Below are 24,742 nucleotides of genomic sequence, written 5' to 3'. Positions count from 1 at the left end.
TCACTTTCCAAAGGAGCCCCGAGATGTTCTTTGCCGCCCAAGGTCCCAGCCTCGACATCGGCGTGCCCGACGTCTGCAAGACGCCGGCCGTTCCCATTCCCCACATCGACATCGGGCTGGGCCTGATGGCGATCCCCAACGTGCCGAACATCTTCTGGTCCTGCATGATGGCGCACAACAAGAAGACCAAGATCCCCCTCACCTTCGGCGACACGGCGGGGATCGGGCTCGGCGTGCGGGTGCCCAGCGTCATGGGGCAGTCGAAGAAGATCACCGCCTCGAACACCTTCCTGATCAAGGGCTCGCCGGCCACGCGCGTGACGAGCTTCACCAAGCAGAACCGCGGCAACGTCAACGGCATCCTGGGAACGCCGCCGCAGCTCACCAGCGTGAATCTGTGCGCCTGAACCGCGCGGCGAGGCGCTGAAGCCCTCGCCGCGGCGCAGGCTTCAACCGGCCGTCGCGGGCGGCCGTGCCACCCCCGCCAGCGTCACCTGCTGCGGCGCCCCCACCCACACCGCCAACGCCGAGTAGTTGTCCTGCAGCGCATCGGCCTTCGCCTCCGCCGCGCGCCGCAGCAACGCCAGCCATTCTTCCGCGCTGGCCGCCAGCTGCAGCGATCGCTCCATCACCTGCTGCGAGATGAGCTGCCAGAGCCCGTCGGTGCACAGCAGGAACGCATCGCCATCGGCGAGCCGCTGCGGTGTCGACACTGAGGTCTCCGCCGTTGCGCGCGCACCGAGCGCGCGGTACAGCAGGTTGCTCTTCACCAGGCGCTCGCCGCCGTTGGCGCCCTGGCCTGCGGCGGCCTCGCCGGAGCGTTCGGACAGGCTGTGGTCCTCGGTGCGCTGCATGAGCGCGCCGCGGCGGAACCAGTAGAGGCGGCTGTCGCCGACGTGAGCCCAGCAGGCTTCGCCGGTGGCGCGGTCGACGAACAGCGAGACGATGGTCGCGCTCATGCGGTTCTGGTCGGCCAGCTCGCGCTGCTTGGCGAGCACGGCGTCGTTGGCCTCTTTCACGGCATGGCGGATGTCGTCGGCGGCGACGGACGGGTGGTCGACGAAGGTGTTGAGCGCGGTGTCGACCACGATGCGCGAGGCCAGCTCGCCGCCCGCGTGGCCGCCGACGCCGTCGCTCACGACGAAGCAGGCGTTGCGTTCGTCCAGGTGGTAACCGATGGCGTCCTGGTTGCCGCTGCGTTCGCCCACGCACGAGAACTGCGAGGTCGAGATGGGCACGGCGAAGGTGCGGGTGGCTTCAAGCACGGCGCGCCTCCTTCAAGCGTTCCATCTCGCGGTCGTAGGCCTGCTGGAAAGCGCGGCCGAAGACGGCCTGGAAGTCGTCTTCGACGGCGGCGGTGGTGTGGGCGTGCAGCTGTTTCAGCTGGCGCCACAGCCGCGCTTCGCGCCCGCCGGGCAAAAACTTCTCGCCGAGCCCGCCGTCGTGCGGCGTGGCCTTGTCGAGACCGCCGGGGTCGAAGCGGTGCAGCAGCGTGAGCAGCGCGGCGCGCATGCCGGCGACCATGCCGAGCTGGTGCGACTGCAGGTCGCCCAGCGCGTCGTGCACGGCGGCCTCGGGCGTGAGAAAGCCGGGCATGCGCGCGCCGAACATCTGCATCAGCACGGCGCGGCCGTTGGGCAAAATCTTGAAGGGGTTGTTCTCTTCGTCCACGATCATGGTGATCTCGGCGCGCACCTCGCGCTTGAGCATGGCGCGTGACGACAGCAGCTCGATGGTGCCGTCGGTGAAGGCGCGCATCAGCCGGCCGAGGTGCCGCATCGCGTCGGCATCGAGCGGCTGCTGGCCCGCGATCTCGGGCACGCCGGCGCCTTCGAGGAAGGCCTTGAACAGGTCGTCGCCCGACGAGGATGTGCGGGGCGATGCGGGTGCCGGCGCAGCGACTGGCAAGGCAGGCGGCGCGTCATCCGGCACGACGGGCTCTGCGACCGCGACCGGAATCTCCGGCGCTGCGGCAACGACACGCTCTTCAATCACCGGCGGTGCAACCTCTTCCACGGGCTCTGGCGTTGCGACCGACGGCGTGATCGCCACCGGCTGCGGCGGATTGAACTGCGACGTCATCTCGCGCGCATGGTTCGCCAGGCTGTGGCCCGACGACGCGGCCGGCGGCCTGGCGATCAGGTCCATGGCCGGGTGCACATCATCGAGCGGGTTGTCCTGCGTCAGCGCCGTGGGGCGCGGGTCGGACAGCGGCGAGGGCGCATCGCGGTCTTCGGCGAAGAAGGAGAGCGGGTCCATGCTGCGCTTGAGCGCGAGGTCGGACAGGCCCTGCGTCGCCTGCGGGTTCAGCTCGGCGAGCGGATCGACGGGGTTGCGCTGCGCCTGCGAGGGCAGGGCGAAGGGCTCCTGCGCCATCGGGTCGGGCATCGGCGCCGCCGCATCGCCGACGCGGCGCGGCGCGTTCGCGAGGATGGCGTCCCAGTCGGCGGCCGACGGCATCTGCGCGGATGCCGGCATGGCCGCCGGAGCCGCTGCAGCAGCGGAAGAAAACGGGGGCGGTGGTGGTGGTGGCGGCGGTGCGGGCAGCGGCGCAGGTGCCGGCGCGTTCATCGGCGCGTTCACCGGCGGGGGCGCGAAGGTGGGCATCGCGACCGTCTTCTCGGGCGGGGCATCGCCGATGGGCAGCGCGCCCTCGCCGAACAGGTCCGCAAAGACATCGGACGCCGGCGAGGCGGCAGGCAGCAGCGCGCTGATCGATGAAGAAGGCGCTGGCGCTGCAGACATGGACACGGGCAACACAGGCGGCGGCTCCGTGATCGGCGCCACCGGATGTTCGCCGATCGGTTCGGTGATCGGTGCTTCGGTGACGGCGGGCGGCGCGGCCTGTGCGGCACTCGCGGCTTGGAGCACGTAGCTGCCGATGGTCACGCGGTCGCCTTCCGCGACGCGCGATTCTTCTTCGTGCCGCAGCATGCGTCCGTTCACGCTGATGGGCAGCACCGCGCTCATGTTGCGGACCACGGCGGCGCCTTCGTCGTCGAAGCGCACGGTGGCCTGCAGGCGCGAGATCTGCCGCTGTTCATCGGGCAGCACGAGGTGGTTGTCGGGGCTGCGGCCGATGGTGCCGCCCGGGGCGGCGAGCAGCGCCGAAGGCCCCGAGGCGACGGGCGTGCCGCCGTGTTCAATCACTGTCCAGCGCATGGCATCTCCATGTTCGTCGCGGCATGAGCACTGCGCGGCCGTGGCCGGCCGCGTGTCATCCGCGCTTCATCTTCTTCGCGGCCTCGAACGCGGGGCCCCACACGGGGTGGGTGCGTTCCGCGACGTTCAGGTCGAAGCTCGGGAACACATCGAGGAGCTTGCGGAATTGCGTGCGGCATTCCGGGATCTGGTTGTTCACGCAGTAGCTGAAGGCTTCGAGCTTCAGCGCGGCGAGCCGCGTCGCGGGCTCGGCCCCGTCGAACACCGACACGCCGCCGCTCTTGAGTGTCGAGATGGCCTTGGGGTAGTCGCCCGCATCGTAGGCCTGCTGCGCACGTTCGAGCGTGGTGCGCGCCACTTGCTGGCTCAGGCGTTCGGGTTGCTGCGATGCATCGGGGGTGCTCTGGCAGCCGCTCAACAGCGCAAGCGTGAAGGCAAAAGACAGAACAGGCAGGCAAGACTTCAATCTTTTCTCCTACTTCGCGAGAGGCAATGCGTGAGAGACAGTGTGCCGTGCATCGTGATGCAACAGCACGCAATGCACACCGTGCGCGTGCATGGTTTCGATAATATAGATCGCGAAGCTTTCAGGGAGATCTCATGCATCGACGGACCTTGATTCAAGGCGCATTGGCAACCTCGCCGTTGCTCGCAGGCCTCGCCGGCTGTGCATCGACAGCGAAGTCGATGCCCACGCCGTATGCCATCACCGTGCGCATCGACGAAGGCGTGAATCCCGATGGCCGCGGCCAGGCCGCACCGATTCTCGTGAAGGTCTTCGAACTGAAATCTTCCGGCAACTTTGAGACGGCAGACTACTTCGCGCTGCAGGACCGCGACCGCGAGACGCTCATGACCGAACTCGTGAACGCGGACCAGGCCATCATGCGCAGCGGCGAGGAACGCGTGTTCAAGCGCGAGGCCGGACTCGACTCGCGCGCCATCGGCGTGATCGCCGGTTATCGCAAGCTGGAAGCGGCTCGGTGGCGCATCGTGTTGCCGTTGAAGGAGCCCAAGCAAACGAATCTTTACAAGGTGTGGCAGTTTTCGCCGAGCGAGCAGGGCGTGCGTATCGCGGTGCGCAAGAGCGGCCTCGAAGTGCTACCAAGTCGTTAATTTTCAGCGCGCGCTAATACGAAAGTGCGGCGCATCTGCCTCTGAAAAGTCGTGCAGAACGCAAGAGGCGCCGTGTAGCATCAGGCGCGAAAGAAGATCGAGCGGGGAGCCGCTGTACAGCGCATTCCCCGCCTCCGTGTGAGCACTCCAGGAGGTTCTTTGGTGACAGTTCGCAACGCGGGCGCGGCCGTCCAGGGCGCCCAATCTCAGGCATTGGCGAATCGCGTGGTGTGGTCCGAAGGCATGTACCTGCGGCCCCAGCACTTCCAGCAGATGGAGCGCTATGTCGAGCAGTACGTCACTCGCCGCACCGCGGGCATGCAAGGTGCCTACTGGGGATGGCTGCACCTGGACATCGACCGCGATGCCTTCGCGCTCGGCCGCGTGTCGCTGCTCGCCGGCGCGGGCGTGCTGCCCGACGGCACGCCGTTTTCGTTCGGCCTCGAAGACGCACCGATGCCCTTCGACGTGCCCACCGACCTCACCGACGAACTCATCGTGCTGGCACTGCCCTTGCGCCGGCCCGGCAGCGAAGAGGTGATCTTCTCGGAAGACGAAGGCTCGGCCGCGCGCTTCGGCGTGGTCGAACGCGAAGTGGCCGACGGCAACGCGGTGGCGCTCGGCCCCGCGGTGCTGCAGCTGGCCAAGCCGCGCCTGCGGCTGGCGCGCGCGTCGTCGCTCACGGCCGAGTGGCAGGCCATCGGTGCGGTGCGCGTGATCGAGCGGCGCACCGACCACAAGCTGGTGGTCGATGCCAACTACATTCCGCCGGTGCTCGATGCCTCGGCGCACCCGATGCTGCGCAGCATGACGGCGGAGCTGCACGGCCTGCTCACGCAGCGCTCCGAGGCATTGGCCTCGCGGCTGTCGCAGCCGGGGCGTGGCGGCGTGAGCGAGGTCTCCGACTTCCTGCTGCTGGAGCTGGTCAACCGCTACCTCGCACTCACCTGGCATGCGCAGCAGGCGGTGCAGGTGCACCCCGAGACGCTGTTCGTCGACTGGCTCAAGCTGGGCTGCGACCTCGCCACGCACACCTCGCCCACGCGCCGTCCGGTGGTGTGGCCGGTGTACGACCACGACAACCTCAACGAGAGCATCCGCCCGTTGATGGAAGAGCTGCGGCGTTCGCTGTCGGCGGTGCTCGAGCAGAGCGCCATCGCCATCGAACTGGAAGAGCGCAGCCACGGCGTGCGCGTGGGGCGCATGCCCGACCCGGTGCTGGTGCGCAACGCGGCCTTCGTGCTCGCGGTGCATGCCGACCTGCCGGCCGATGCGGTGCAGCAGCGCTTTCCGACGCAGGTCAAGATCGGCTCGGTCGAGCGCATCCGCGACCTCGTGCAGCTGCAGCTGCCCGGCGTGGTCGTGCGCTCGCTGCCGGTGGCGCCGCGCCAGATTCCGTACCACGCGGGCTACCACTACTTCGAACTCGACAAGGGCGGCGACATGTGGCGCCAGCTCGAGAAATCGGGCGGCGTCGCCATGCACCTGGCCGGCGACTTTCCAGGGCTCGCCATGGAGTTCTGGGCCATCCGTCCGTGAGGGACCCTATGAACGGTGCCAATGACATGGCAGTCGGCCCGGGCGGCTTCGTGCCGCCCAACCCGGGCGGCGGTGTGAACACCAGCAGCGGCCCGGGGTCGCTGCAGCCGCAACCATCGCAGCCGCAGCCCGATGCCTTCACCGCGTGGCACGACGCGCGGCGCCCGCACGCGGGCGACACGGCATTGGCGGGCAACAACCCGCTGGTGGCGGCGGCCAATCCGCTGCTCGACCTGATTCCGCAGATCCGCGCCACCGGCCACCATCCGGCGCCGGCGCAGTTGCGCGAACACCTGGTCGACGAGGTGCGTCGTTTCGAGACGCGCGCGCAGCAGGCCGGCATCGCGCCCGAAGTGATCATCGGCGCGCGCTACTGCCTGTGCACGGCGGTCGACGAGGCCGCGGCGCTCACGCCGTGGGGCGGCAGCATCTGGTCGTCGCAGAGCCTGCTCGTGATGTTCCACAACGAGACCTGGGGCGGCGAGAAGTTCTTCCAGCTGCTGTCGCGGCTGGTGCAGAACCCGCAGCAGCACCTGCACCTCATCGAGCTCATCTACTTCTGCCTGGCGATGGGGTTCGAGGGGCGCTTCCGCGTCATCGACAACGGCCGCTCGCAGCTCGAGACGCTCAAGCAGCGGCTGCTGCAGATCATCCGGCAGACGCGCGGCGAAATCGCCGCGCCGCTGTCGCCGCACTGGCAGGACGCGAGCGCGCCCGTGCGCCGCACGCGCCATTGGCTGCCGGTGTGGGCCGTGGGCGCGGTGGCGGCGGTGCTGCTGGTGCTGGTGTTCGCGGTGCTCACCTTCAACCTCGCGGGCCATTCCGACGGCGCGTTCACCGCCGTGAGCGCGGTGCGCCTGCCGCAGACGCAGCGCGCGGTGGCCGCGCCCGTGGCGGTGCAGCCGCGCCTGCAGCGCTTTCTCGAGCCCGAGATCCGCGACGGCCTGCTCACGGTGCGCGACGAGGCCGACCGCAGCGTGGTGGTGCTGCGCGGCGACGGCCTGTTCGCCTCGGGCTCCGACCGCGTGCTCGACCGTTACGCGCCGGTGCTCGCGCGCGTGGCCGATGCGCTCAACGCGGTGGAAGGCCACGTGCTGGTCAGCGGCTTCAGCGACGACCAGCCGATCCGCAGCGTGCGCTTTCCGTCGAACTGGCAGCTCTCGCAGGCGCGCGCCGATGCGGTGAAGACCATGATCGGCCGGCGCCTCACGCGGCCCGAGCGCCTGCGTGCCGAAGGCCGTGGCGACGCCGATCCGCTGGTGCCGAACGACTCGGCGGCCAACCGCGCGCGCAACCGGCGCGTCGAGGTGACGCTGCTGGTGGCGCCGGTGGCGGGCGTGCCCGTGCCGGGGTCTGCGCCGCAACCGCAGCACCCGCAACAAGGAGGAACCCGCTGATGCTGCGCGCGCTCTTCCGTTTTCTCGTCAGCCGCGACCTTTGGGTGTTGTTGGGGCTGATCGCGCTCGCGTTCCTGATCTGGGTCATCGGCCCGGTGATCGCCGTGGGCCGCTACCGGCCGCTCGAAAGCGAGTTCGTGCGCATCGTCGTCATCGCGCTGATGTTCGGCGTGTGGCTGGTGCGCGTGGCCTACCGCAAGTGGCGCGAGCGCCGGCTCAACGCGCAGCTGCTGCACCAGCTGCGCACGCCGTCGCCCAAGGCGAAGGCCGCCAAGCCCGAAGACGCGCCCGAGATCAAGGAGCTGCACAGCGGTTTTTCCGACGCGACCGCGGTGCTGAAGAACATGCGCTTCGCCCCCGGCCCCGGCGGCAAGGCGGCCGGGCGCTTCGCGCTGTTCGACCGGCAGTACCTCTACCAGCTGCCCTGGTACATCTTCATCGGCGCGCCGGGCTCGGGCAAGACCACGGCGCTGGTCAACTCCGACCTGGACTTTCCGCTCGCCGACCAGCTCGGCAAGGCGGCAGTGCGCGGCATCGGCGGCACGCGCAACTGCGACTGGTGGTTCACCAACGAGGCCGTGCTCATCGACACGGCCGGGCGCTACACCACGCACGAGAGCCACCGTGAGACCGACGAGGGCGAGTGGAAGGGCTTCATCGAACTGCTCAAGAAGTTCCGGCCGCGCCAGCCGATCAACGGCGCGATCCTCACCATCAGCATCGCCGACCTGCCGCTGGCCGACGACGCGCAGCGCGCACGCCACGCGATGGCATTGCGCAAGCGGCTGCTCGAACTGCGCAACGACCTGGGCATCAACTTCCCGGTGTACGTGCTGGTCACCAAGACCGACCTGCTGGCCGGCTTCAACGAGTACTTCGGCTCGCTGGGCCGCGCCGAGCGTCAGCAGGTGTGGGGCTTCACCTTCCCGATCGAAGGCAACCCCGCCGACCCGGCCAAGGCCGACCTGCGCGAGCGCTTCCACCAGGAATACAAGCTGCTGCACCAGCGCCTGGACGAGCGCCTGCCCGAGCTGATGGCGACCGAGCCCGACCCGATGCGGCGCGCGCAGGCCTACCTGCTGCCGCAGCAGTTCGCGAGTTTCGAGGACATCCTGGGCACCTTCCTGGCCGACGTGTTCAACCCGTCGAAGTTCGAGGTGGCGCCGCTGCTGCGCGGCGTGTACTTCACCAGCGGCACGCAGGAGGGCACGGCCTTCGACCGCGTGATGGGCGCCATCAAGCGCTACCTGCAGGTGAACGCGCCGCCCGCGCCGCCGCCGGGGCCGGGCAAGAGCTACTTCCTGAAAGAGCTGCTCCAGCAGGTGATCTTCCGCGACGCAGGCGTGGCCGGCACCAACCTGCGCTGGTACCGCCGGCGCCGCGCGATCGACCTCGCGGGCTACGCGCTGGTCGGTGTGCTCGCGGTGGTGCTGCTGGGCGCATGGGCCAACAGCTGGCGCCACAACAAGGCCTACGTGGCCGAGGTCGACGGCAATGCCAAGGCCTTCAACAAGGCGGCGGCGCGCGGCGAGCTGCCGACGGTGGTCGATTCGAGCGGCGACGTCGCGAGCTCGCTGCTCATCCTCGACCGCCTGCGGGACCTGCCCAAGTCGGCCGAGTTCGACATCGGCGATCCGCCCGTGGGCTACCGCTTCGGGCTCTACCAGGGCGAGAAGCTGCAGGCCGCGACCGACGGCGTGTACCAGCGCGCGCTCGAAACCGTGCTGCTGCCGCAGGCCGCGCAACGCGTCGAGCAGTCGCTGCGCGAGGCCGCGAAGGCCGATGCCGAATACAGCTACGAGGCGCTCAAGGCCTACCTCATGCTGTACGACCCCGAGCGCTACGACGCCGACTTTCTGCAGGCCTGGCTGCTGACCGATGTCGATCGCAAGATCGGCGCCTCGCTCACGCGCGAGCAGCGCACCAACCTCGAGGCGCACCTGAAGACGCTGTTCGCCGACCGCGTCGTGACTTCGCCCTTCACCAAGGACGACAAGCTCATCGCGCAGACGCGCGAGCGCCTGGCCGGCGTGCCGCTCGCGCAGCGCTCGTACGCGCGGCTGCGCCGCATCCTCTTGCAGACCAGCGCGCCCAATGCCTTCACCATCGCCGAGGCGGGCGGTGCGGAGTCGGCGCTGGTGGTGCGGCGCGCGGGCGGCAAGCCGCTGACCGACGGCATTCCCACGCTCTTCACCTACCGCGGCTACTGGGACATCTTCGACAAGCGCATGGCCGAGACCACGCTCGGGCTGGAGCAGGAAGACCGCTGGGTGCTGCAGATCCGCGCGCCGGGCATGGCCGACATCACGTCGCGCGAGCTGCTGCTGCGCGAGGTGCGGCGCCTGTACCTCACCGACTACATCCGCACCTGGGACGAGTACCTGGCCGACATCCGGCTGGCCGAGAGCAAGTCGCTGCTGCAGAGCATCCAGATGACGCGCGTGCTGTCGACGGGCGAGTCGCCGATGTCGCGCATCATCCGCGGCGCCGCGCGCGAGACCGACCTGCTGCGCAACCACGACGAGGCCGCGCGCAGCCTGCTCGACCAGGCGCAGAACCGCGTGACGAGCACGCGCGAGCGCATCGAACAGCTCATCGGCCAGCCCGACGGCAGCCAGCGCCGCAACACCGCACCCGACCGGCCCGAGTCGCTGGTCGACAACCACTTCGCGCCGCTGCGCCGCATGGTGACCGCGCCCAAGGCCGGCGGCCAGACGCCGCTGGACCAGACGGCCGCGCTCATCAACGAGCTGTACACCTTCCTCACCGCCACCGACACCGCGCTGCGCAGCGGCAACATCCCGCCCTCGAGCGACGCCGTGACCAAGCTGCAGGCCGAAGCGGGGCGTTTGCCGGTGCCGTTCCAGGGCATGCTGAACGACCTCTCGGCCACCGCGTCGTCGAAGGCTGCGGCGGTGACGCGGCAGAACATCGGGCAGAACGCCGCCGCGACCATCGGGCAGTTCTGCAGCCAGGCGATTGCAGGGCGCTACCCCTTCGCGCGCGGCTCCAGCCGCGACGTGGCGGCCGGCGACTTCGCGCAGCTGTTCGCGCCCGGCGGGATGATGGACGACTTCTTCCAGAAGAACCTCGCCTCGCAGGTCGACACCTCGGTCAACCCGTGGACCTTCAAGCGCGGCGTGGACGGCAGCGCGTCAGGACGCTCGGCGTACCTCGATGCGTTCCAGAAGGCGCAGGCGATCCGCGACGTGTTCTTCTCGGGCATGGCGGGCGGACGCACGCCCTCGTTCACGCTCGACATCCGGCCCGAGGACATGGATGCCGCGCTCACGCAGTTCACGCTCGACATCGACGGCCAGACGGTGCGCTACGCCCACGGCCCGCAGGCGCCCAGCAGCGTCAAGTGGCCCGGTCCGCGCAACAGCAACCAGGTGCGGCTGCAGGTGACGGTCGCCAACGGCACGCCGGCCGGCGGCATCGTGACCGAAGGGCCGTGGGCGCTGCACCGGCTGTTCGACAAGGCCTCGATCTCGTCGGGCCGCACGCCCGAATCGTTCAATGCGACCTTCGACCTGCAGGGCAAGAAGGTGGTGCTCGCGGTGACGGCCAACAGCGTCTACAACCCGCTGCGGCTGTCGCAGATGAACAGCTTCTCGTGCCCGGGGAAATCCTGAGATGAACCACATCGTGCGCGCGGCGTGCCCTCTTTCTCCCTCCCCTTCCGGGGGAGGGTCGGGGTGGGGGCACGCGGCGTTTCCATCGGGCGCTCTGCCTGCCCCCATCCCAGCCTTCCCCCAAAGGGGGAAGGAGCAAGACAGAGGGGCGCGGGCATGAACAGCGCGCTTCCTCCGCAGGCCTGGTCGCCCGTCGACGAGCAGATCGGCTGGTACGGCAAGCTGCCGTCGGCCGGCGACTTTCTTTACCGCCGCATGCCGCGCGAGCTGCAGGCCTGGTGGGACCGCTGGATGCAGAACGGCCTGGGCAGCTTCAAGCGCTGGCCCGACGCGATGACGCGGCACTACGCGGTGGCGCCGGTCTGGAACTTCGCCATTCCCGCGACGCACGGCGTGAACGCGGTGCAGTTCGGCTGCATCGCGCCCAGCTGCGACCGCGTGGGCCGCTACTACCCGGCCTGCGTGACGCTGCAGGTGGACGCCAGCCGCTACCACCCCGCCGTGCTCGAGGGCTCGGCCGCGTGGTACTGGCAGTGCGGCAGCGCGCTGCTGCAGGCGATTCGCCATGGCGTGGCGCCCGACCTCTTCGACAGCCAGGTGCTGGCTGCGGGCCGCACGGGCTTTCGCACGGCCAGCGGCGGCTCGGACGACATCCTCTCGATCCTCGGCGCGGCGGCGGGCCCGGCAGCCCACGGTGCGCGCGGCGCGAGCGCGCAGCAGCGCCTGGGCTGGCCCGAACTGCCGCTGTGCTTCGACCCCTTCGGCGGCACCAGTTACTGGTGGACCAACCAGGCCGACGGCTCGCCGCTGCGCACCGCGGCGCACGGCGGCGGGCTCAACACGCCGCTGTTCTCCCAGTTGTTTTCGCAAGGCCACGTGCCATGGGCATGACGCGCCCGATCCACCCGCAGGAAAAAAGAGACATCCCATGACGACGCCCGCCAGCCCCAGCGCGACGCCCGACCCGCAGGAGGAGCGCCCCCATCCCCTCGGCACGGGCCACCGGCTCGACGAGTTCGAGCTGCTCGAAGTCATCGGCGAAGGCGGCTTCGGCATCGTCTACCGCGCGTATGACCACTCGCTGCAGCGCGAGGTGGCGGTGAAGGAATACATGCCCTCGATGCTCGCGCGCCGCGTGGGCGACAACAGCGTGCACGTGCGCTCCGAGCGGCTCACGGCCACCTTCGCGGCCGGCCTGCGCAGCTTCATCAACGAGGCGCGCACGCTCGCGCAGTTCAGCCATCCGGCGCTGGTGCGCGTGCATCGTTTCTGGGAGGCCAACTCCACGGCCTACATGGCGATCCAGCTCTACAAGGGCCGCACGCTGCGCAAGCTGGCCGAGAACGAGCCCGGCACGCTGACCGAACCGTGGCTGCTGGGCATGCTGGGGCCGCTGCTGGGGGCGCTCGACACGCTGCACCACAGCCAGTGCTTCCACCGCGACATCGCACCCGACAACATCTTCATCCAGCAGCAGGACGACCGCCCGGTGCTGCTGGACTTCGGTGCCGCGCGCAAGTCGATCGCCGACCTTGTCGACGAGGTCGCGGTGATGGTGAAGTCGGGCTACTCGCCGATCGAGCAGTACGCCGACGACAACACGCTGCTGCAGGGCGCGTGGACCGACCTCTATGCGCTCGGCGCCGTGCTGTACCGCGCCGTGACCGGCCATCCGCCGCCCTCGGCCGTGGTGCGCAGCGTGCAGGACGCCTACGTGCCGCTGTCGTCGATGGACCGCGACGACCTGAGCCCGGCCTTCTGCGCCGCGGTGGACCACACGCTGGCCGTGCACAGCAAGGACCGCACGCAGACAGTGGCCGCCTTTGCGGCCGAGCTGGGGCTGGTGAAGCTGGGCGACCTCTATGTGGTGGACCGGTCGGCGCCTGTGGCAGCGGCTGCTGCGGCGGCTGTCGTGCCCGTGGCGGCGCCCGTGCCGCAGGAACCGCCTGCGCCGGAGCCGGAAGTCGAAATGCCACCGCCAGCGCCCGAGGTGCAGCCCGTGCCCGTGGAAGCCGCGCCCGCGCCCGCGCGCGTGCAGGCCCCGCCACCGCCGGCACCGTCGCCTGTCGCACGGCCGAAGAAGCCGTCGAAGCCGTCGAAGCGTCCGCCGTGGTTCCTCGTGGGCGCGCTGGTGCTCGCGCTGTTCGCGGTCGGCGGCTGGATCGGCTGGCGGCTGACAGCCAAGGCGCCGTCCGATCCGATGATCGCCGCGGCACCACCGCCCGGTGTGCCGATGTCCGATCCGGGCGCGCCGCCCGCGGCGATGCCGCCCGCCGGGGCCGCCCCGGAGGCGCCGCCGGCGTCCGCGCCCGCCGCATCGGCCAGCGCCCCGCTGAGCCCGCTCGACAACGTGCCGGTCGCAGCCGCGCCCACGCCACCTGCGACGCCGCCGGCCAAGCCCGAGGCCCCGCCCGCACAGCCGGCGCAGCCCGAGCCGCCACCTCCTGCCAACCCCGCCGTGATGGCCGAGGTGGAGGCGTGGCTCCTTGCGCAGGCCGAGAACACGCGCGAAGGCTACGAGGCCTACCTGCGGCGCTACCGCCGCGGCCCGCACGCACGGGAGGCGCGCAACGCGATCGCCGAGTTCGACCGCCAGTCGGCGCCGCCGCCGGCCGCGGGCCCCACGAACCCCGTGCCGACCGTGATCGCCGGTGCGCCGCCCGTGTCACCGCCTCCCCCGGCCGCGGCACCCGGCATGGGCCGTGTGCAGTTCAACATCCGGCCCTGGGGCCAGGTCTTCGTCGACGGCGCGGACCGCGGCGTGAGCCCGCCGCTCAAGTCGCTGCCGTTGCGCCCGGGCATCTACACGATCGAAGTGCGCAACGGCGACCTCACGGCCTACCGCCAGCGCGTGACGGTGCAGGACAGCAAGTCCGCACCGGTCGTGAGCCACGAGTTCAAGTAGCAGAAGAGGGCCGGCGGGTCAGGGCGCGCCGGTGCGCAGCGCGCGGCGGTACTGCACCGCCTCCGCCACATGCGCGGCCTGCACGGCATCTTCCGCCGCGAGGTCGGCGATGGTGCGCGCCACCTTCAGTGCGCGGTGCGTGCTGCGCGCCGACCAGCCCAGCCGCGCGGCCGCCTGCTGCAACAGATGGCGCGCGGCGCTGTCGAGCACGGCGTGGGTGTCGATCGCGCGGCCCTGCAGCGCCTGGTTCGCATGGCCCTGGCGCCGCAGCGCGCGTTCGCGCGCGCTCACCACGCGCGCCCGGATGCTGTCGGTCGATTCGCCCGCCGGTGCATCGAGCAGCTGCGGCGCCGACACCGCCGCCACTTCGATGTGCAGGTCGATGCGGTCCAGCAGCGGGCCGCTGAGCTTGCTCTGGTAGCGCGCGACGCGCTCGGGCGTGCAGCGGCAGGGCTTCAGCGTGGAGCCGAGGTAGCCGCAGGGGCAGGGGTTCATGGCGGCGATGAGCTGGAAGCGCGCCGGAAACTCCGCGCGCCGGGCGGCGCGGGTGATCGTGATGGTGCCGGTCTCCAGCGGCTCGCGCAGCGCTTCGAGGGCGGCGCGCGTGAACTCGGGGAACTCGTCCAGAAACAGAACGCCGTGGTGCGCGCGCGAGATTTCGCCCGGCCGCGGCGGCGAGCCGCCGCCCACCAGCGCCACCGCGCTCGCCGTGTGGTGCGGCGTGGCCGTCGGGCGGCTCATCCAGCGCTCGGGTGCGAGGCGGCCGTCGAGGCTGGCGATGGCCGCGCTTTCCAGCGCCTCGTCCACGTTCATCGGCGGCAGCAGGCCGGCGAAGCGGTGCGCCAGCATCGACTTGCCCGAACCCGGCTCGCCCACCATCAGCAGGCTGTGGCCGCCGGCCGCGGCGATCTCGAGCGCGCGCTTGGCGCCCGTGTGGCCCTTGACGTCGGCCAGGTCGGCATAGCGCGGCGCACCGTCGCCGGGCGCGGCGCGCACGCGGGCCCAGCCGTCGTCGCTTGCATCGACGGGCCCGCCGCCGCTGGCGACGAATTGCCGCACCGCGTCGAGCAGGTGCCGCGCCCCGAACACCTCGGCGCCCGGCACCAGCGCGGCCTCGTGGGCGCTGTCCATGGGCAGCACCAGCCGCACGGCCGTGCCCTGCGTGTAGGTGGCCACGGCCATCGCCAGTGCGCCGCGCACGGGGCGCAGCTCGCCCGACAGCGACAGTTCGCCGGCGAACTCGTGGCCGGCCAGCCGGTGGTTCTCGATCTGCCCGCTGGCCGCGAGGATGCCGAGGGCGATGGGCAGGTCGAAGCGGCCCGAGTCCTTCGGCAAATCAGCGGGCGCAAGGTTGACGACGATCTTCTTGTTCGTCGGGAAGTCGAGGCCGGCGTTCTGGATCGCCGAGCGCACGCGTTCGCGTGCTTCCTTGACCTCCGTTTCGGCCAGTCCGACCAACGTGAAGCTCGGCAGGCCGTTCGCCAGATGCACCTCGACCGTGACGGCGGCGGCTTCCAGGCCGAGCAAGGCGCGGCTTTGCACCAAAGACAGACTCATTTTTCTCCCTCTCCCCAAGTTGGTGCGCCCGCGACATGCAGGCCCAGGACCGTGCAGCGTGCAAGCGTGTGCAACTGCCGGAAACAGGGCTTGTAACGATTTGGCGCTCACCGCCGGGCATCGCCGCCCTCTGGCCGGAGCGGTATTTGTGCACTTTGGCACGCTCCCTGCTTTGAGGGTGCTCAGGTCCAACAACACACTTGCGAGGAGTTCCCTGATGACGCACCGTACCGCCGCCCAGGCGTTGATCGTTCTGGCCACCGCACTGACCGCCTCCGGCGCCGCCATGGCCCAGGCCGCCGACGCCGCACCGGCGCCCGCGCCCCTGCTCACGGGCAATGTCACCCTGACCACGAACTACAAGTTCCGCGGCCAGGACCAGGACATGATCGGCAAGAACGACTACGCCAAGACCAAGGGCTTCAAGCCCGCCATCCAGGGCGGCTTCGACTACGCCTTCGGCGACAGCGGCTTCTACGTCGGCAACTGGAACTCCAGCGTCAACTGGCTCCAGGGCAACAGCATCGAGAGCGACCTGTACGGCGGCTACAAGTTCAAGGCCGGCCCGGTCGACATGGACGTCGGTGCGCTCACCTACATCTACCCGGGCAACTCGGTGGGCAACACCACCGAGCTCTACGTGGGCGCCACCTACGCCAACGAAGCCTTCGGCTCGTTCACGGCCAAGTACTCGCACACCGTGTCCAAGGACTACTTCGGCTACGCCGGCGCCAAGTCGGGCTCGGGCCTGAAGGGCCGCAACACCGGCTACCTGAACCTGGCCTACAGCAAGGAGATCGTGCCCAAGGTCACGCTCAAGGCTGCCGTCGGCTTCACCAACATGTCCAGCGACATCCGCAGCCTGGGCTACAAGAGCTACGTCGACTACAACGTCGGCGCGACCTACGACTTCGGCAGCGGCCTGACGCTCACGGGCTCGGTGCAGGGCGCCAACAAGAAGTCCAACTACCAGGTCGTGGCCTACCCGGGCATCGACATCCCCGACTTCGGTACCTTCGGCACCACCTACTACTCGCCCAACAAGGCGCGCTTCATCCTCACGCTGACGAAGACGCTGTAATCGACACAACAACCAGGCGCGGCCCACGTTGCCGCGCCGCCTTTCATCCATCCAGAAGGAGCAACTCATCATGAAGCTGGTCACAGCCATCATCAAACCGTTCAAGCTCGACGAGGTGCGTGAAGCACTCTCGGCCATCGGCGTGCAGGGGATCACCGTCACGGAAGTGAAGGGCTTCGGTCGCCAGAAGGGCCACACCGAGCTGTACCGCGGTGCCGAGTACGTGGTCGACTTCCTGCCCAAGGTGAAGATCGAGGCGGCCATCTCCGACGAGCTGGTCGACCGCGTGATCGAGGCGGTCGAGGGGGCCGCGCGCACCGGGAAGATCGGCGACGGCAAGATCTTTGTCTACAACCTCGAGCAGGTCGTGCGCATCCGCACCGGCGAAACGGGCCGCGAAGCCCTCTGACCGATTCCTGGCCCGAAAGAACAACGACCATGAAAAAACTTCTTGTCTCTCTTGCGCTCGGCTTGAGCGTCTTCGTCGCCGGCACTTCGGCGCTGGCCCAGGCACCCGCCGCCACTCCTGAGGCGCCGGCTGCATCGGCACCTGCTGCTGCAGCGCCCGCTCCTGCAGCGGCTCCCGCGGCTGCAGCCCCCGCTGCCGCCGAAGCTGCGCCTGCCGCTCCGGCTGCGGCGCCTGCGCCCAAGGTCGACTCCGGCGACACCGCCTGGATGCTCACCTCGACGCTGCTCGTGATCCTGATGACCATCCCCGGCCTGGCGCTGTTCTACGGCGGCCTGGGTCGCTCCAAGAACATGCTGTCGGTGCTGATGCAGGTCTTCGTGATCTTCTCGCTGATCAGCCTGCTGTGGGCCATCTACGGCTACAGCCTGGCGTTCACGGGCGACGGCAATTTCTTCGGAAGCTTCGACAAGATCTTCATGAAGGGCATCACGCAGGAGACCTTCGGCGCGCTGACCACGATTCCCGAATACGTGTTCTTCGCCTTCCAGGGTACCTTCGCGGCCATCACCGTGGCGCTGATCGTCGGCGCCTTCGCAGAACGCGCCAAGTTCTCGGCCGTGCTGCTGTTCTCGGTGATCTGGTTCACCTTCAGCTACGTGCCCATGGCCCACATCGTGTGGGGCGGCGGCCTGCTGGGCAAGGACGGCGCGCTCGACTTCGCCGGCGGCACCGTGGTGCACATCAACGCCGGTATCGCCGGCCTGGTCGGTGCCTACATGGTCGGCAAGCGCGTCGGCTACGGCAAGGAAGCGTTCACGCCGCACTCGCTCACGCTCACCATGGTCGGCGCCTCGCTGCTGTGGGTCGGCTGGTTCGGCTTCAACGCCGGCTCGGCCGGTGCAGCCAACGCCGCTGCCGGCCTGGCCTTCGTGAACACGGTGCTCGCCACCGCCGCCGCGGCCCTGTCGTGGATCCTGGGTGAGAGCCTGCACAAGGGCAAGGCCTCGATGCTGGGCGCTGCGTCCGGTGCGGTCGCCGGCCTCGTGGCCGTCACGCCTGCCGCCGGTTTCGTCGGCCCGATGGGTTCGATCGTGATGGGCCTGCTGGCCGGCCTGGTCTGCCTGTGGGGCGTGGGTGGCCTCAAGCGCATGCTCGGCGCCGACGACGCGTTCGACGTGTTCGGCGTGCACGGCGTGGGCGGCATCCTGGGTGCCATCCTGACCGGTGTGTTCGCAGCCAAGGGCCTGGGCGGCACCGGCGGCCTGACCCCCGACACCTTCACGATGGGCGGCCAGGTCTGGATCCAGGTCAAGAGCGTGCTGTTCACGATCGTGTGGTCCGGCGTGGTGGCATTCATCGCCTTCAAGATCGCCGACCTGACCCTCGGCCTGCGTGTGTCGGAAGAAGAAGAGCGCGAAGGCCTCGACATCTCCTCGCACGGCGAAACGGCTTACAACCGCTGATTCGCACACAGGAAGCGGGTGATCCGGCACGGCGCCGGCCCCGCTCCTCAAAGACCACCACCACCCTTTTCGATACAAAGAAGAACAACAGATCCCGATTTTTTCAGGCGAGTCTCCTTTGGATGTTCAGCCCGCGAGCGCTTCGGCGTCAGCGGGCTTTTTTTTGCCCGTGGCCCGCGTGGCCGGGGGCACAATCGCCCCACCATGTGGACCTCCATCGAAGACAGCCTTTGCGAACTGGGTGAGTCGCCGTTCTGGCACCCGCACGAACGCGCGCTCTACTGGCTCGACATCCCGGGCCGCGCCGTGCTGCGCACGCGCGGCGACATCGGTTCGCCCACGGCCACGGTCGAGCGATGGGCCCTGCCCACCGAGCCCGGCTGCATGGCGCCGGCACGCAGCGGTGGCTTCGTGATCGCGCTGCGCGACGGCATCTACCGCGCCCGTGAATGGGGCGGCCCGCTGGTCGCGATGGCACGCGTGGAGCACGACGTGCGCACCATGCGCTTCAACGACGGCAAGTGCGACGCGCTCGGCCGCTTCTGGGCCGGTTCGCTCAACGAGGCGAAAGACCGCGCCAACGCCGCGCTCTACTGCTTCGACGCCCGCCCCGGCGACGTGTCTCCCAACATCACGTCGATGCTGGAACACGTCACCACCGCCAACGGCCTGGCGTTCTCGCCCGACAACCGCACCCTGTACTGGGCCGACACCGCCGCGCACGCGGTGCGCGCCTGGGACTGGGATGCCGAGGCCAACACGCTGTCGCATTCGCGTGTGTTCCAGCAGTTCGACGCCAAGCCCGCGGGCTGGGTACCCGGTGCGCCGTCGCACTACGACGGCCGCCCCGACGGCGCCACCATCGACGCCGCCGGCCACTACTGGGTCGCGATGTTCGAAGGCGCGCAGCTGCTGCGCTTTGCGCCCACGGGCGAGCGCGTCGCGGCCATCGCGGTGCCGGTGCAATGCCCGACCATGCCCTGCTTCGGCGGCGACGATTTGCGCACGCTGTTCGTCACCAGCGGACGCAAGGGCCGCCCGGCCGATGAACTGGCGCAGCGCCCGGCCTCGGGCACGGTGCTCTCGATGCGCGTCGACACGCCGGGCCTGCCGGTGAATTTCTTCGAAGACTGAGTCGGGCAACTGCCGCGGATGGCCTTGCTCCACATCCCTCCGATCCAATGCCTGCTGACCTTCGAGGCCGTCGCGCGGCTGCGGCATGCGGGCCGCGCGGCCGACGAGCTGTGCGTGACGGCCAGCGCCGTGAGCCACCGCATCCGCCAGCTCGAGGCGCACGTGGGCTTCAAGCTCTTCGGTCGCAGCGACTTCAGCCTCACGGCCGACGGTGCGGCGTACCTTGCGAATGTGCGCGTTGGCCTGGCCGCGCTGCAGCAGGCCACGCCCGGCAGCCGTGACGCGGCGCTGCGTGCGCCGCGCCTGAGCGTGGCGGTCACGCCCACCTTCAGCCGCCAGTTTTTGATGCCGCGGCTGGAACTCTTTCGCAACATCTACCCCGACATCGAGCTGGCCCTGCATGTGTCGATTCCGCTGCTCGACGTCACGGCCGAACAGACCGACCTGCAGGTGCGCTACGGCATCGGCGCGTATGCCGACTGCGAGCACCGCCTGCTCATCGGCGAAGACGTGGTGCCCGCCTGCAGCCCGAGCTACCTCAACGAGTTCGGGCCCTTCGACGGCTTTGGCACCGCGGCCGAGATCGCCAGCGCGCGGCTGATCCGCAGCCCGCTCGAGCCCTGGAGCACCTGGTTCGCGAGCTGCGGCATCGACCAGCCCGAGCCGCACCTGGGCTCGCAGTTCAACGACCTGGGGCTCGTGTACGACGCGGCCGCGAGTGGCTTCGGCGTGGCGCTGGTGCGCCAGAAGCTGGGCGCCGCCTGGTTCGAATCGGGTCGGCTGGTGGCGCTGTCGGACCGGCCCGTGCCCTCGCCGCACCGCCACTACATCTGCTGGCAGCCGGGCACGCTGGAGCGCTGGGAGTGCGCGGCTTTCGTCGACTGGATCGTGCAGACGCTGCATTGACCGACAGGCCCGCGCGACAAATTTTTATCAACGCCCGGGCAAAAAACCTTCAATTCGAACGGCGTGCTTCTCCCTAGAGTGCGAGTCACAACAACAGACTCCCCGGAGACAACGCATGACCTGGCAGCAGATCTACGACCCGTTCGGCAACATGATCATTTCCACCGCGCTCGCCGCGATCCCGGTGGTGGTGATGCTCGCGTGCCTTGGTTTCTTTCACATCAAGGCGCACATCGCCGCTGGCCTCGGCCTGCTGGCCGCGCTGGTGGTCGCCGTGTTCGCCTACGGCATGCCGGCCGAAATGGCCGGGCGCGCCGCGCTCTTCGGCGGCTTCACGGGCCTGCTGCCGATCGGCTGGATCGTGCTGAACATCATCTTCCTGCAGCAGCTGGCCGAACAGAACGGCAGCTTCAAGGTGCTGCAGGACTCGCTCTCGGGCATCACCGAGGACCGCCGCATCCAGCTGCTGCTGATCGCGTTCTGCTTCGGCGCGTTCTTCGAGGGCGCGGCGGGCTTCGGCACGCCGGTGGCGGTCACGGCCGGCATCCTGATCGGCCTGGGCTTCTCGCCGCTGGCCGCCTCGGGGCTCTCGCTGATCGCCAACACGGCGCCGGTCGCGTTCGGCGCGCTCGGCACGCCGGTGATCACGCTGGCCAAGGTGCACGGCTACGACCTGATGGAAGTCACCGCGATGATCGGCCGCCAGTTGCCGTTCTTCTCGCTGCTGGTGCCGTTCTGGCTCATCTGGGCCTTCGCGGGGCGCAAGGCGATGATGGAAATCTGGCCGGCCATCGTGGTCACGGGCGTGTCGTTCGCGGTGCCGCAGTACCTGGTGTCGAACTTCATCGGCCCCGAGCTGGTCGACATCATCGCGGCCATCGTGTCGATGGCCAGCCTGGTGCTGTTCCTGCGCGTGTGGCAGCCCAAGAACGTGTGGCGCTCGCCCTCGCTGCGCGGCAAGGACGTGAGCGCGCACGAGGCCAAGCCGCCGGCCGCCATCGTCGTGCACAGCCGCGAGGCGCTGGTGCGCGCGTGGATGCCCTGGGTGATCCTCTCGGTGTTCGTCTTCATCTGGGGCCTGCCGTCGGTGAAGACCGCGCTCAACGGTGTCTTCGCACCGTCGTTCCCGATGGGCGGGCTGCACAACCTCATCGAGAAGATGCCGCCGGTGGTGACGGCGCCCACGAAGGAAGGCGCGGTGTACGTGCTGAACCTGCTGTCGGCCACGGGCACCGGCATCCTGCTGTCGGCGATCGTGAGCGCGCTGTTCATGAAGTACAACCCCGTCGAGATCGTGCGCACCTTTGTCCGCACGCTCTGGATGGTGCGCTACTCGCTCATGACCATCGTGCTGATGCTCGCGCTGGGCACGCTCACGCGCTACTCGGGCACCGACACCACGCTGGGCCTGGCCTTTGCCAACACCGGCGTGTTCTATCCCTTCTTCGGCACGCTCATGGGCTGGATCGGCGTGGCCATGACCGGCTCCGACACCGCATCGAACGTGCTGTTCGGCGGCATGCAGAAGGTCGCGGCCGACCAGCTCGGCCTGGCGCCCAACCTCATGGGCGCGGCCAACAGCTCGGGCGGCGTGATGGGTAAGATGATCGACGCCCAGTCGATCGTGGTGGCCTCCACCGCCACGCGGTGGTTCAATCACGAAGGCGACATCCTGCGCTACGTGTTCTTCCACTCGATCGCGCTGGCCTCGCTGGTCGGCCTGTACGTGACGCTGCAGGCCTATGTGTGGCCATTCACCCTGATGGTCGTCCGCTGAAAGTTGCTCCCGCCATGAATGCTCCCGTCACGACCGACCAGCACACGCAGCTGTCGAAGGCGGAGCGCCAGGCGCAGGTGGTGCGGGCGCTGCAGGCGCACCTGCCCGCGCATGCGCTCATCTGGCACGCCGAAGACACCACGCCCTACGAATGCGACGGCCTCACGGCCTACCGCCAGCGTCCGCTCGTGGTGGCCCTGCCCGAGACCGAGGCGCAGGTGGCCGCCGTGCTCAAGGCCTGCCACCAGCTCGGCGTGCCCGTGGTCGCACGCGGCGCCGGCACCGGGCTCTCGGGCGGCGCGATGCCGCACGCGCTGGGCGTGACGCTCTCGCTCGCCAAGTTCAACCGCATCCTGAAGGTCGACCCCGTGAGCCGCACGGCCGTCGTGCAGTGCGGCGTGCGCAACCTCGCGATCAGTGAAGCGGCCGCGCCCTTCAACCTCTACTACGCGCCCGATCCGTCGAGCCAGATCGCCTGCACCATCGGCGGCAACGTGGCCGAGAACTCGGGCGGCGTGCACTGCCTGAAATACGGCCTCACGCTGCACAACGTGCTGCGCGTGCGCGGCTTCACGGCCGAGGGCGAGCTGATCGAATTCGGCGGCGAGGCGCTCGATGCGCCGGGCCTCGACCTGCTCGCGCTGGCCATCGGCAGCGAAGGCATGCTGGCCGTGACCACCGAGGTCACGGTGAAGCTCGTGCCCAAACCGCAGCTGGCGCGCTGCATCATGGCCAGCTTCGACGACGTGCGCAAAGCCGGCGACGCGGTCGCAGCGGTGATCGCGGCGGGCATCATCCCGGCCGGCCTGGAGATGATGGACAAGCCCATGACCGCCGCCGTCGAAGACTTCGTGCACGCGGGCTACGACCTCGACGCTGCCGCCATCCTGCTGTGCGAATCCGACGGCACGCCCGAAGAGGTCGAAGAAGAAATCGGCCGCATGACCGACGTGCTGCGCGGCTGCGGCGCCACCGCCATCGCCGTGAGCACCAGCGAAGACGAGCGCATGAAATTCTGGAGCGGCCGCAAGAACGCCTTTCCGGCGTCGGGCCGCATCAGCCCCGACTACATGTGCCTGGACTCCACCATCCCGCGCAAGCGGCTCGCCGACATCCTGCTGGCGATCCAGGAGATGGAGAAAAAATACAACCTGCGCTGCTGCAACGTGTTCCACGCGGGCGACGGCAACCTGCACCCGCTGGTGCTGTTCGATGCCAACGACCCCGATGAGCTGCACCGCTGCGAGCTGTTCGGCGCCGACATCCTCGAGACCAGTGTCGCCATGGGCGGCACCGTGTCGGGCGAGCACGGCGTGGGCGTGGAAAAACTCAACAGCATGTGCGTGCAGTTCACCGCGGCCGAGAACGAGCAGATGTTCGGCATCAAGCGCGCCTTCGACCCCGCCGGGCTGCTCAACCCCGGCAAGGTGATTCCCACGCTGCAGCGCTGCGCCGAGTACGGCAAAGAAGTGGTGCGCGGCGGCCGGCTGAAGCACGCCGACCTGCCGAGATTCTGAGAAGTTGATGACGAACATGGACACCGCCCTCCAGCAGGTCGTCGAGCGCGTGCGCGCCGCCGCGGCCGACGCCACACCGCTGCGCCTGCGCGGCGGCGGCACCAAGGATTTCTACGGCCAGCCGCCGCACGGCGAACTGCTCGACCTGCGCGCGCTCGCCGGCATCACGAGCTACGAACCCAGCGAGCTGGTCGTCACCGTGCGTGCCGGCACGCCACTGGCCGAACTCGAAGCCGCACTCGCCGAACAAGGCCAGTGCCTGCCGTTCGAGCCGCCGTGCTTCGATGTCGGCGGCACGGTGGGTGGCATGGTCGCCGCCGGCCTCAGCGGCCCGTCGCGCGCCGGCGTGGGCGCGGTGCGCGACTACGTGCTCGGCACCACGCTCGTCAACGGCCGTGCCGAGGTGCTGAGCTTCGGCGGCCAAGTGATGAAGAACGTGGCCGGCTACGACGTCTCGCGCGTGCTCGCGGGTTCGCTCGGCACGCTGGGCGTGATCGCCGAAGTGAGCCTCAAGGTGCTGCCCGTGCCGCCGGCCGAGGCCACGCTCGCGTTCGCCTGCACCCAGGCCGATGCGCTGCGCCTGCTCAACGAATGGGGCGGGCGCCCGCTGCCGCTGAATGCGAGCAGCTGGTTCGAACACGCGCCCGGCGCGGGCGTGCTGCGCCTGCGGCTGCGCGGCGCCGTGGCGGCCGTGGAAGCGGCCTGCACGCAGCTCGGCGGCGAACGCCAGGACCCGGCACGCGCGGCTGCCGGCTGGGCCGCGTTGCGTGACCAGCGCATGCCGTGGTTCGCGCGCGACGCCGACGCCGACGGCTCGTTGGCGCTGTGGCGCCTGTCGGTGCCGCAGACCGCGCCGGTGATCGCCATTGAGGGCTGCGCTGCGCCGCTGGTCGAGTGGCACGGCGGGCAGCGCTGGTACCTCGCGCCGCCCGCGCAGGCCGCGCGCCTGCGTGAAGCTGCGCAGGCCGCCGGTGGCCACGCCACGCTGTTCCGCGTGCCCGCGGCGCAAGCCGCCGACGGCAGCGTGCCGCGCTTCGACGCACTGAGCGCGCCCGTGGCACGCATCCATCGCGCGCTGATGCAGGAGTTCGACCCGCACGGGGTCTTCGACCGCGGCCGGCTCTTCGCAGGCGACCAGTAAAAA

The 24,742-nt window shown here is 69.5% G+C and carries 19 protein-coding genes; 15 read left to right on the top strand and 4 right to left on the bottom strand.

Annotation, left to right across the window (positions count from 1 at the left end):
* The first annotated feature begins 23 nt into the window (after window positions 1–23).
* Complete coding sequence (locus GFK26_RS05855) at window positions 24–407, top strand: DUF4150 domain-containing protein (RefSeq protein WP_153281178.1); 384 nt, start codon at window positions 24–26, stop codon at window positions 405–407.
* 42 nt (window positions 408–449) lie between these two features.
* Here GFK26_RS05855 and GFK26_RS05850 read toward each other — a convergent pair whose 3' ends face one another.
* From GFK26_RS05850 to GFK26_RS05840, 3 genes are read right to left on the bottom strand one after another with little or no spacing between them, the layout of a single operon-like run.
* Window positions 450–1,265, bottom strand: coding sequence for a PP2C family protein-serine/threonine phosphatase (locus GFK26_RS05850; protein WP_153281177.1), 816 nt, complete (start codon window positions 1,263–1,265; stop codon window positions 450–452).
* Window positions 1,258–3,162 (bottom strand): type VI secretion system-associated FHA domain protein TagH, encoded by a 1,905-nt coding sequence (tagH, locus tag GFK26_RS05845; protein WP_153281176.1) that lies wholly within the window; start codon window positions 3,160–3,162, stop codon window positions 1,258–1,260. The genes GFK26_RS05850 and tagH overlap by 8 nt, the downstream gene beginning before the upstream one ends.
* A gap of 55 nt (window positions 3,163–3,217) precedes the next feature.
* A complete protein-coding gene (locus tag GFK26_RS05840; protein WP_153281175.1) occupies window positions 3,218–3,628 on the bottom strand; it encodes a TssQ family T6SS-associated lipoprotein in 411 nt (136 codons plus the stop codon).
* Between the two features lie 134 nt (window positions 3,629–3,762).
* Here GFK26_RS05840 and tssJ point away from each other — a divergent pair, with 134 nt between their 5' ends.
* The 6 genes from tssJ to GFK26_RS05810 all read left to right on the top strand — a co-directional run bounded on the left by tssJ (window position 3,763) and on the right by GFK26_RS05810 (window position 13,754).
* Window positions 3,763–4,278: a type VI secretion system lipoprotein TssJ gene (gene tssJ / locus GFK26_RS05835; protein WP_153281174.1), complete on the top strand. Its 516-nt coding sequence runs from the start codon at window positions 3,763–3,765 to the stop codon at window positions 4,276–4,278.
* Between the two features lie 243 nt (window positions 4,279–4,521).
* Window positions 4,522–5,817, top strand: coding sequence for a type VI secretion system baseplate subunit TssK (gene tssK, locus GFK26_RS05830; protein WP_265590137.1), 1,296 nt, complete (start codon window positions 4,522–4,524; stop codon window positions 5,815–5,817).
* An 8-nt stretch (window positions 5,818–5,825) separates the two neighbouring features.
* The gene (locus tag GFK26_RS05825) at window positions 5,826–7,214 is read left to right on the top strand and encodes a DotU family type VI secretion system protein (protein WP_153281172.1); all 1,389 of its coding nucleotides are present in this window, start codon (window positions 5,826–5,828) and stop codon (window positions 7,212–7,214) included.
* The gene (gene tssM / locus GFK26_RS05820; RefSeq protein WP_153281171.1) at window positions 7,214–10,849 is read left to right on the top strand and encodes a type VI secretion system membrane subunit TssM; all 3,636 of its coding nucleotides are present in this window, start codon (window positions 7,214–7,216) and stop codon (window positions 10,847–10,849) included. The genes GFK26_RS05825 and tssM overlap by 1 nt, the downstream gene beginning before the upstream one ends.
* Before the next feature lie 156 nt (window positions 10,850–11,005).
* A complete protein-coding gene (gene tagF, locus GFK26_RS05815) occupies window positions 11,006–11,740 on the top strand; it encodes a type VI secretion system-associated protein TagF (protein WP_153281170.1) in 735 nt (244 codons plus the stop codon).
* 37 nt (window positions 11,741–11,777) lie between these two features.
* On the top strand, window positions 11,778–13,754 hold the full coding sequence (locus tag GFK26_RS05810) for a serine/threonine-protein kinase (protein ID WP_153281169.1): 1,977 nt from the start codon (window positions 11,778–11,780) through the stop codon (window positions 13,752–13,754).
* Between the two features lie 18 nt (window positions 13,755–13,772).
* Here GFK26_RS05810 and GFK26_RS05805 read toward each other — a convergent pair whose 3' ends face one another.
* On the bottom strand, window positions 13,773–15,311 hold the full coding sequence (locus GFK26_RS05805; protein WP_153281168.1) for a YifB family Mg chelatase-like AAA ATPase: 1,539 nt from the start codon (window positions 15,309–15,311) through the stop codon (window positions 13,773–13,775).
* Between the two features lie 217 nt (window positions 15,312–15,528).
* Here GFK26_RS05805 and GFK26_RS05800 point away from each other — a divergent pair, with 217 nt between their 5' ends.
* From GFK26_RS05800 to glcE, 8 genes are all read left to right on the top strand, one after another.
* Window positions 15,529–16,392 carry a TorF family putative porin gene (locus tag GFK26_RS05800; protein WP_153281167.1) on the top strand — a complete coding sequence of 288 codons (864 nt, stop codon included), beginning with the start codon at window positions 15,529–15,531 and terminating at the stop codon, window positions 16,390–16,392.
* A 70-nt stretch (window positions 16,393–16,462) separates the two neighbouring features.
* A complete protein-coding gene (gene glnK / locus GFK26_RS05795) occupies window positions 16,463–16,801 on the top strand; it encodes a P-II family nitrogen regulator (RefSeq protein ID WP_056583732.1) in 339 nt (112 codons plus the stop codon).
* Between the two features lie 29 nt (window positions 16,802–16,830).
* A complete protein-coding gene (locus tag GFK26_RS05790; RefSeq protein WP_153281166.1) occupies window positions 16,831–18,264 on the top strand; it encodes an ammonium transporter in 1,434 nt (477 codons plus the stop codon).
* A gap of 204 nt (window positions 18,265–18,468) precedes the next feature.
* Window positions 18,469–19,398: an SMP-30/gluconolactonase/LRE family protein gene (locus GFK26_RS05785; protein ID WP_153281165.1), complete on the top strand. Its 930-nt coding sequence runs from the start codon at window positions 18,469–18,471 to the stop codon at window positions 19,396–19,398.
* A gap of 18 nt (window positions 19,399–19,416) precedes the next feature.
* Entirely contained in the window at window positions 19,417–20,304 is an 888-nt protein-coding gene (locus tag GFK26_RS05780; RefSeq protein WP_153281164.1) for a LysR substrate-binding domain-containing protein, read from the top strand.
* 115 nt (window positions 20,305–20,419) lie between these two features.
* Window positions 20,420–22,081 (top strand): L-lactate permease, encoded by a 1,662-nt coding sequence (locus tag GFK26_RS05775; protein ID WP_153281163.1) that lies wholly within the window; start codon window positions 20,420–20,422, stop codon window positions 22,079–22,081.
* A 14-nt stretch (window positions 22,082–22,095) separates the two neighbouring features.
* Entirely contained in the window at window positions 22,096–23,598 is a 1,503-nt protein-coding gene (locus GFK26_RS05770) for an FAD-linked oxidase C-terminal domain-containing protein (RefSeq protein ID WP_153281162.1), read from the top strand.
* A 16-nt stretch (window positions 23,599–23,614) separates the two neighbouring features.
* Window positions 23,615–24,739, top strand: a complete 1,125-nt coding sequence (glcE, locus tag GFK26_RS05765; RefSeq protein WP_153281161.1) for a glycolate oxidase subunit GlcE — start codon at window positions 23,615–23,617, stop codon at window positions 24,737–24,739.
* The last annotated feature ends 3 nt before the right edge of the window (window positions 24,740–24,742 follow it).

Source organism: Variovorax paradoxus (assembly GCF_009498455.1).
In the GTDB taxonomy this organism is placed as follows: Bacteria; Pseudomonadota; Gammaproteobacteria; order Burkholderiales; family Burkholderiaceae_C; genus Variovorax; species Variovorax paradoxus_H.
Note: the sequence above shows the minus strand (reverse complement) of the source record. Positions and strands in the feature narration are given on the sequence as shown.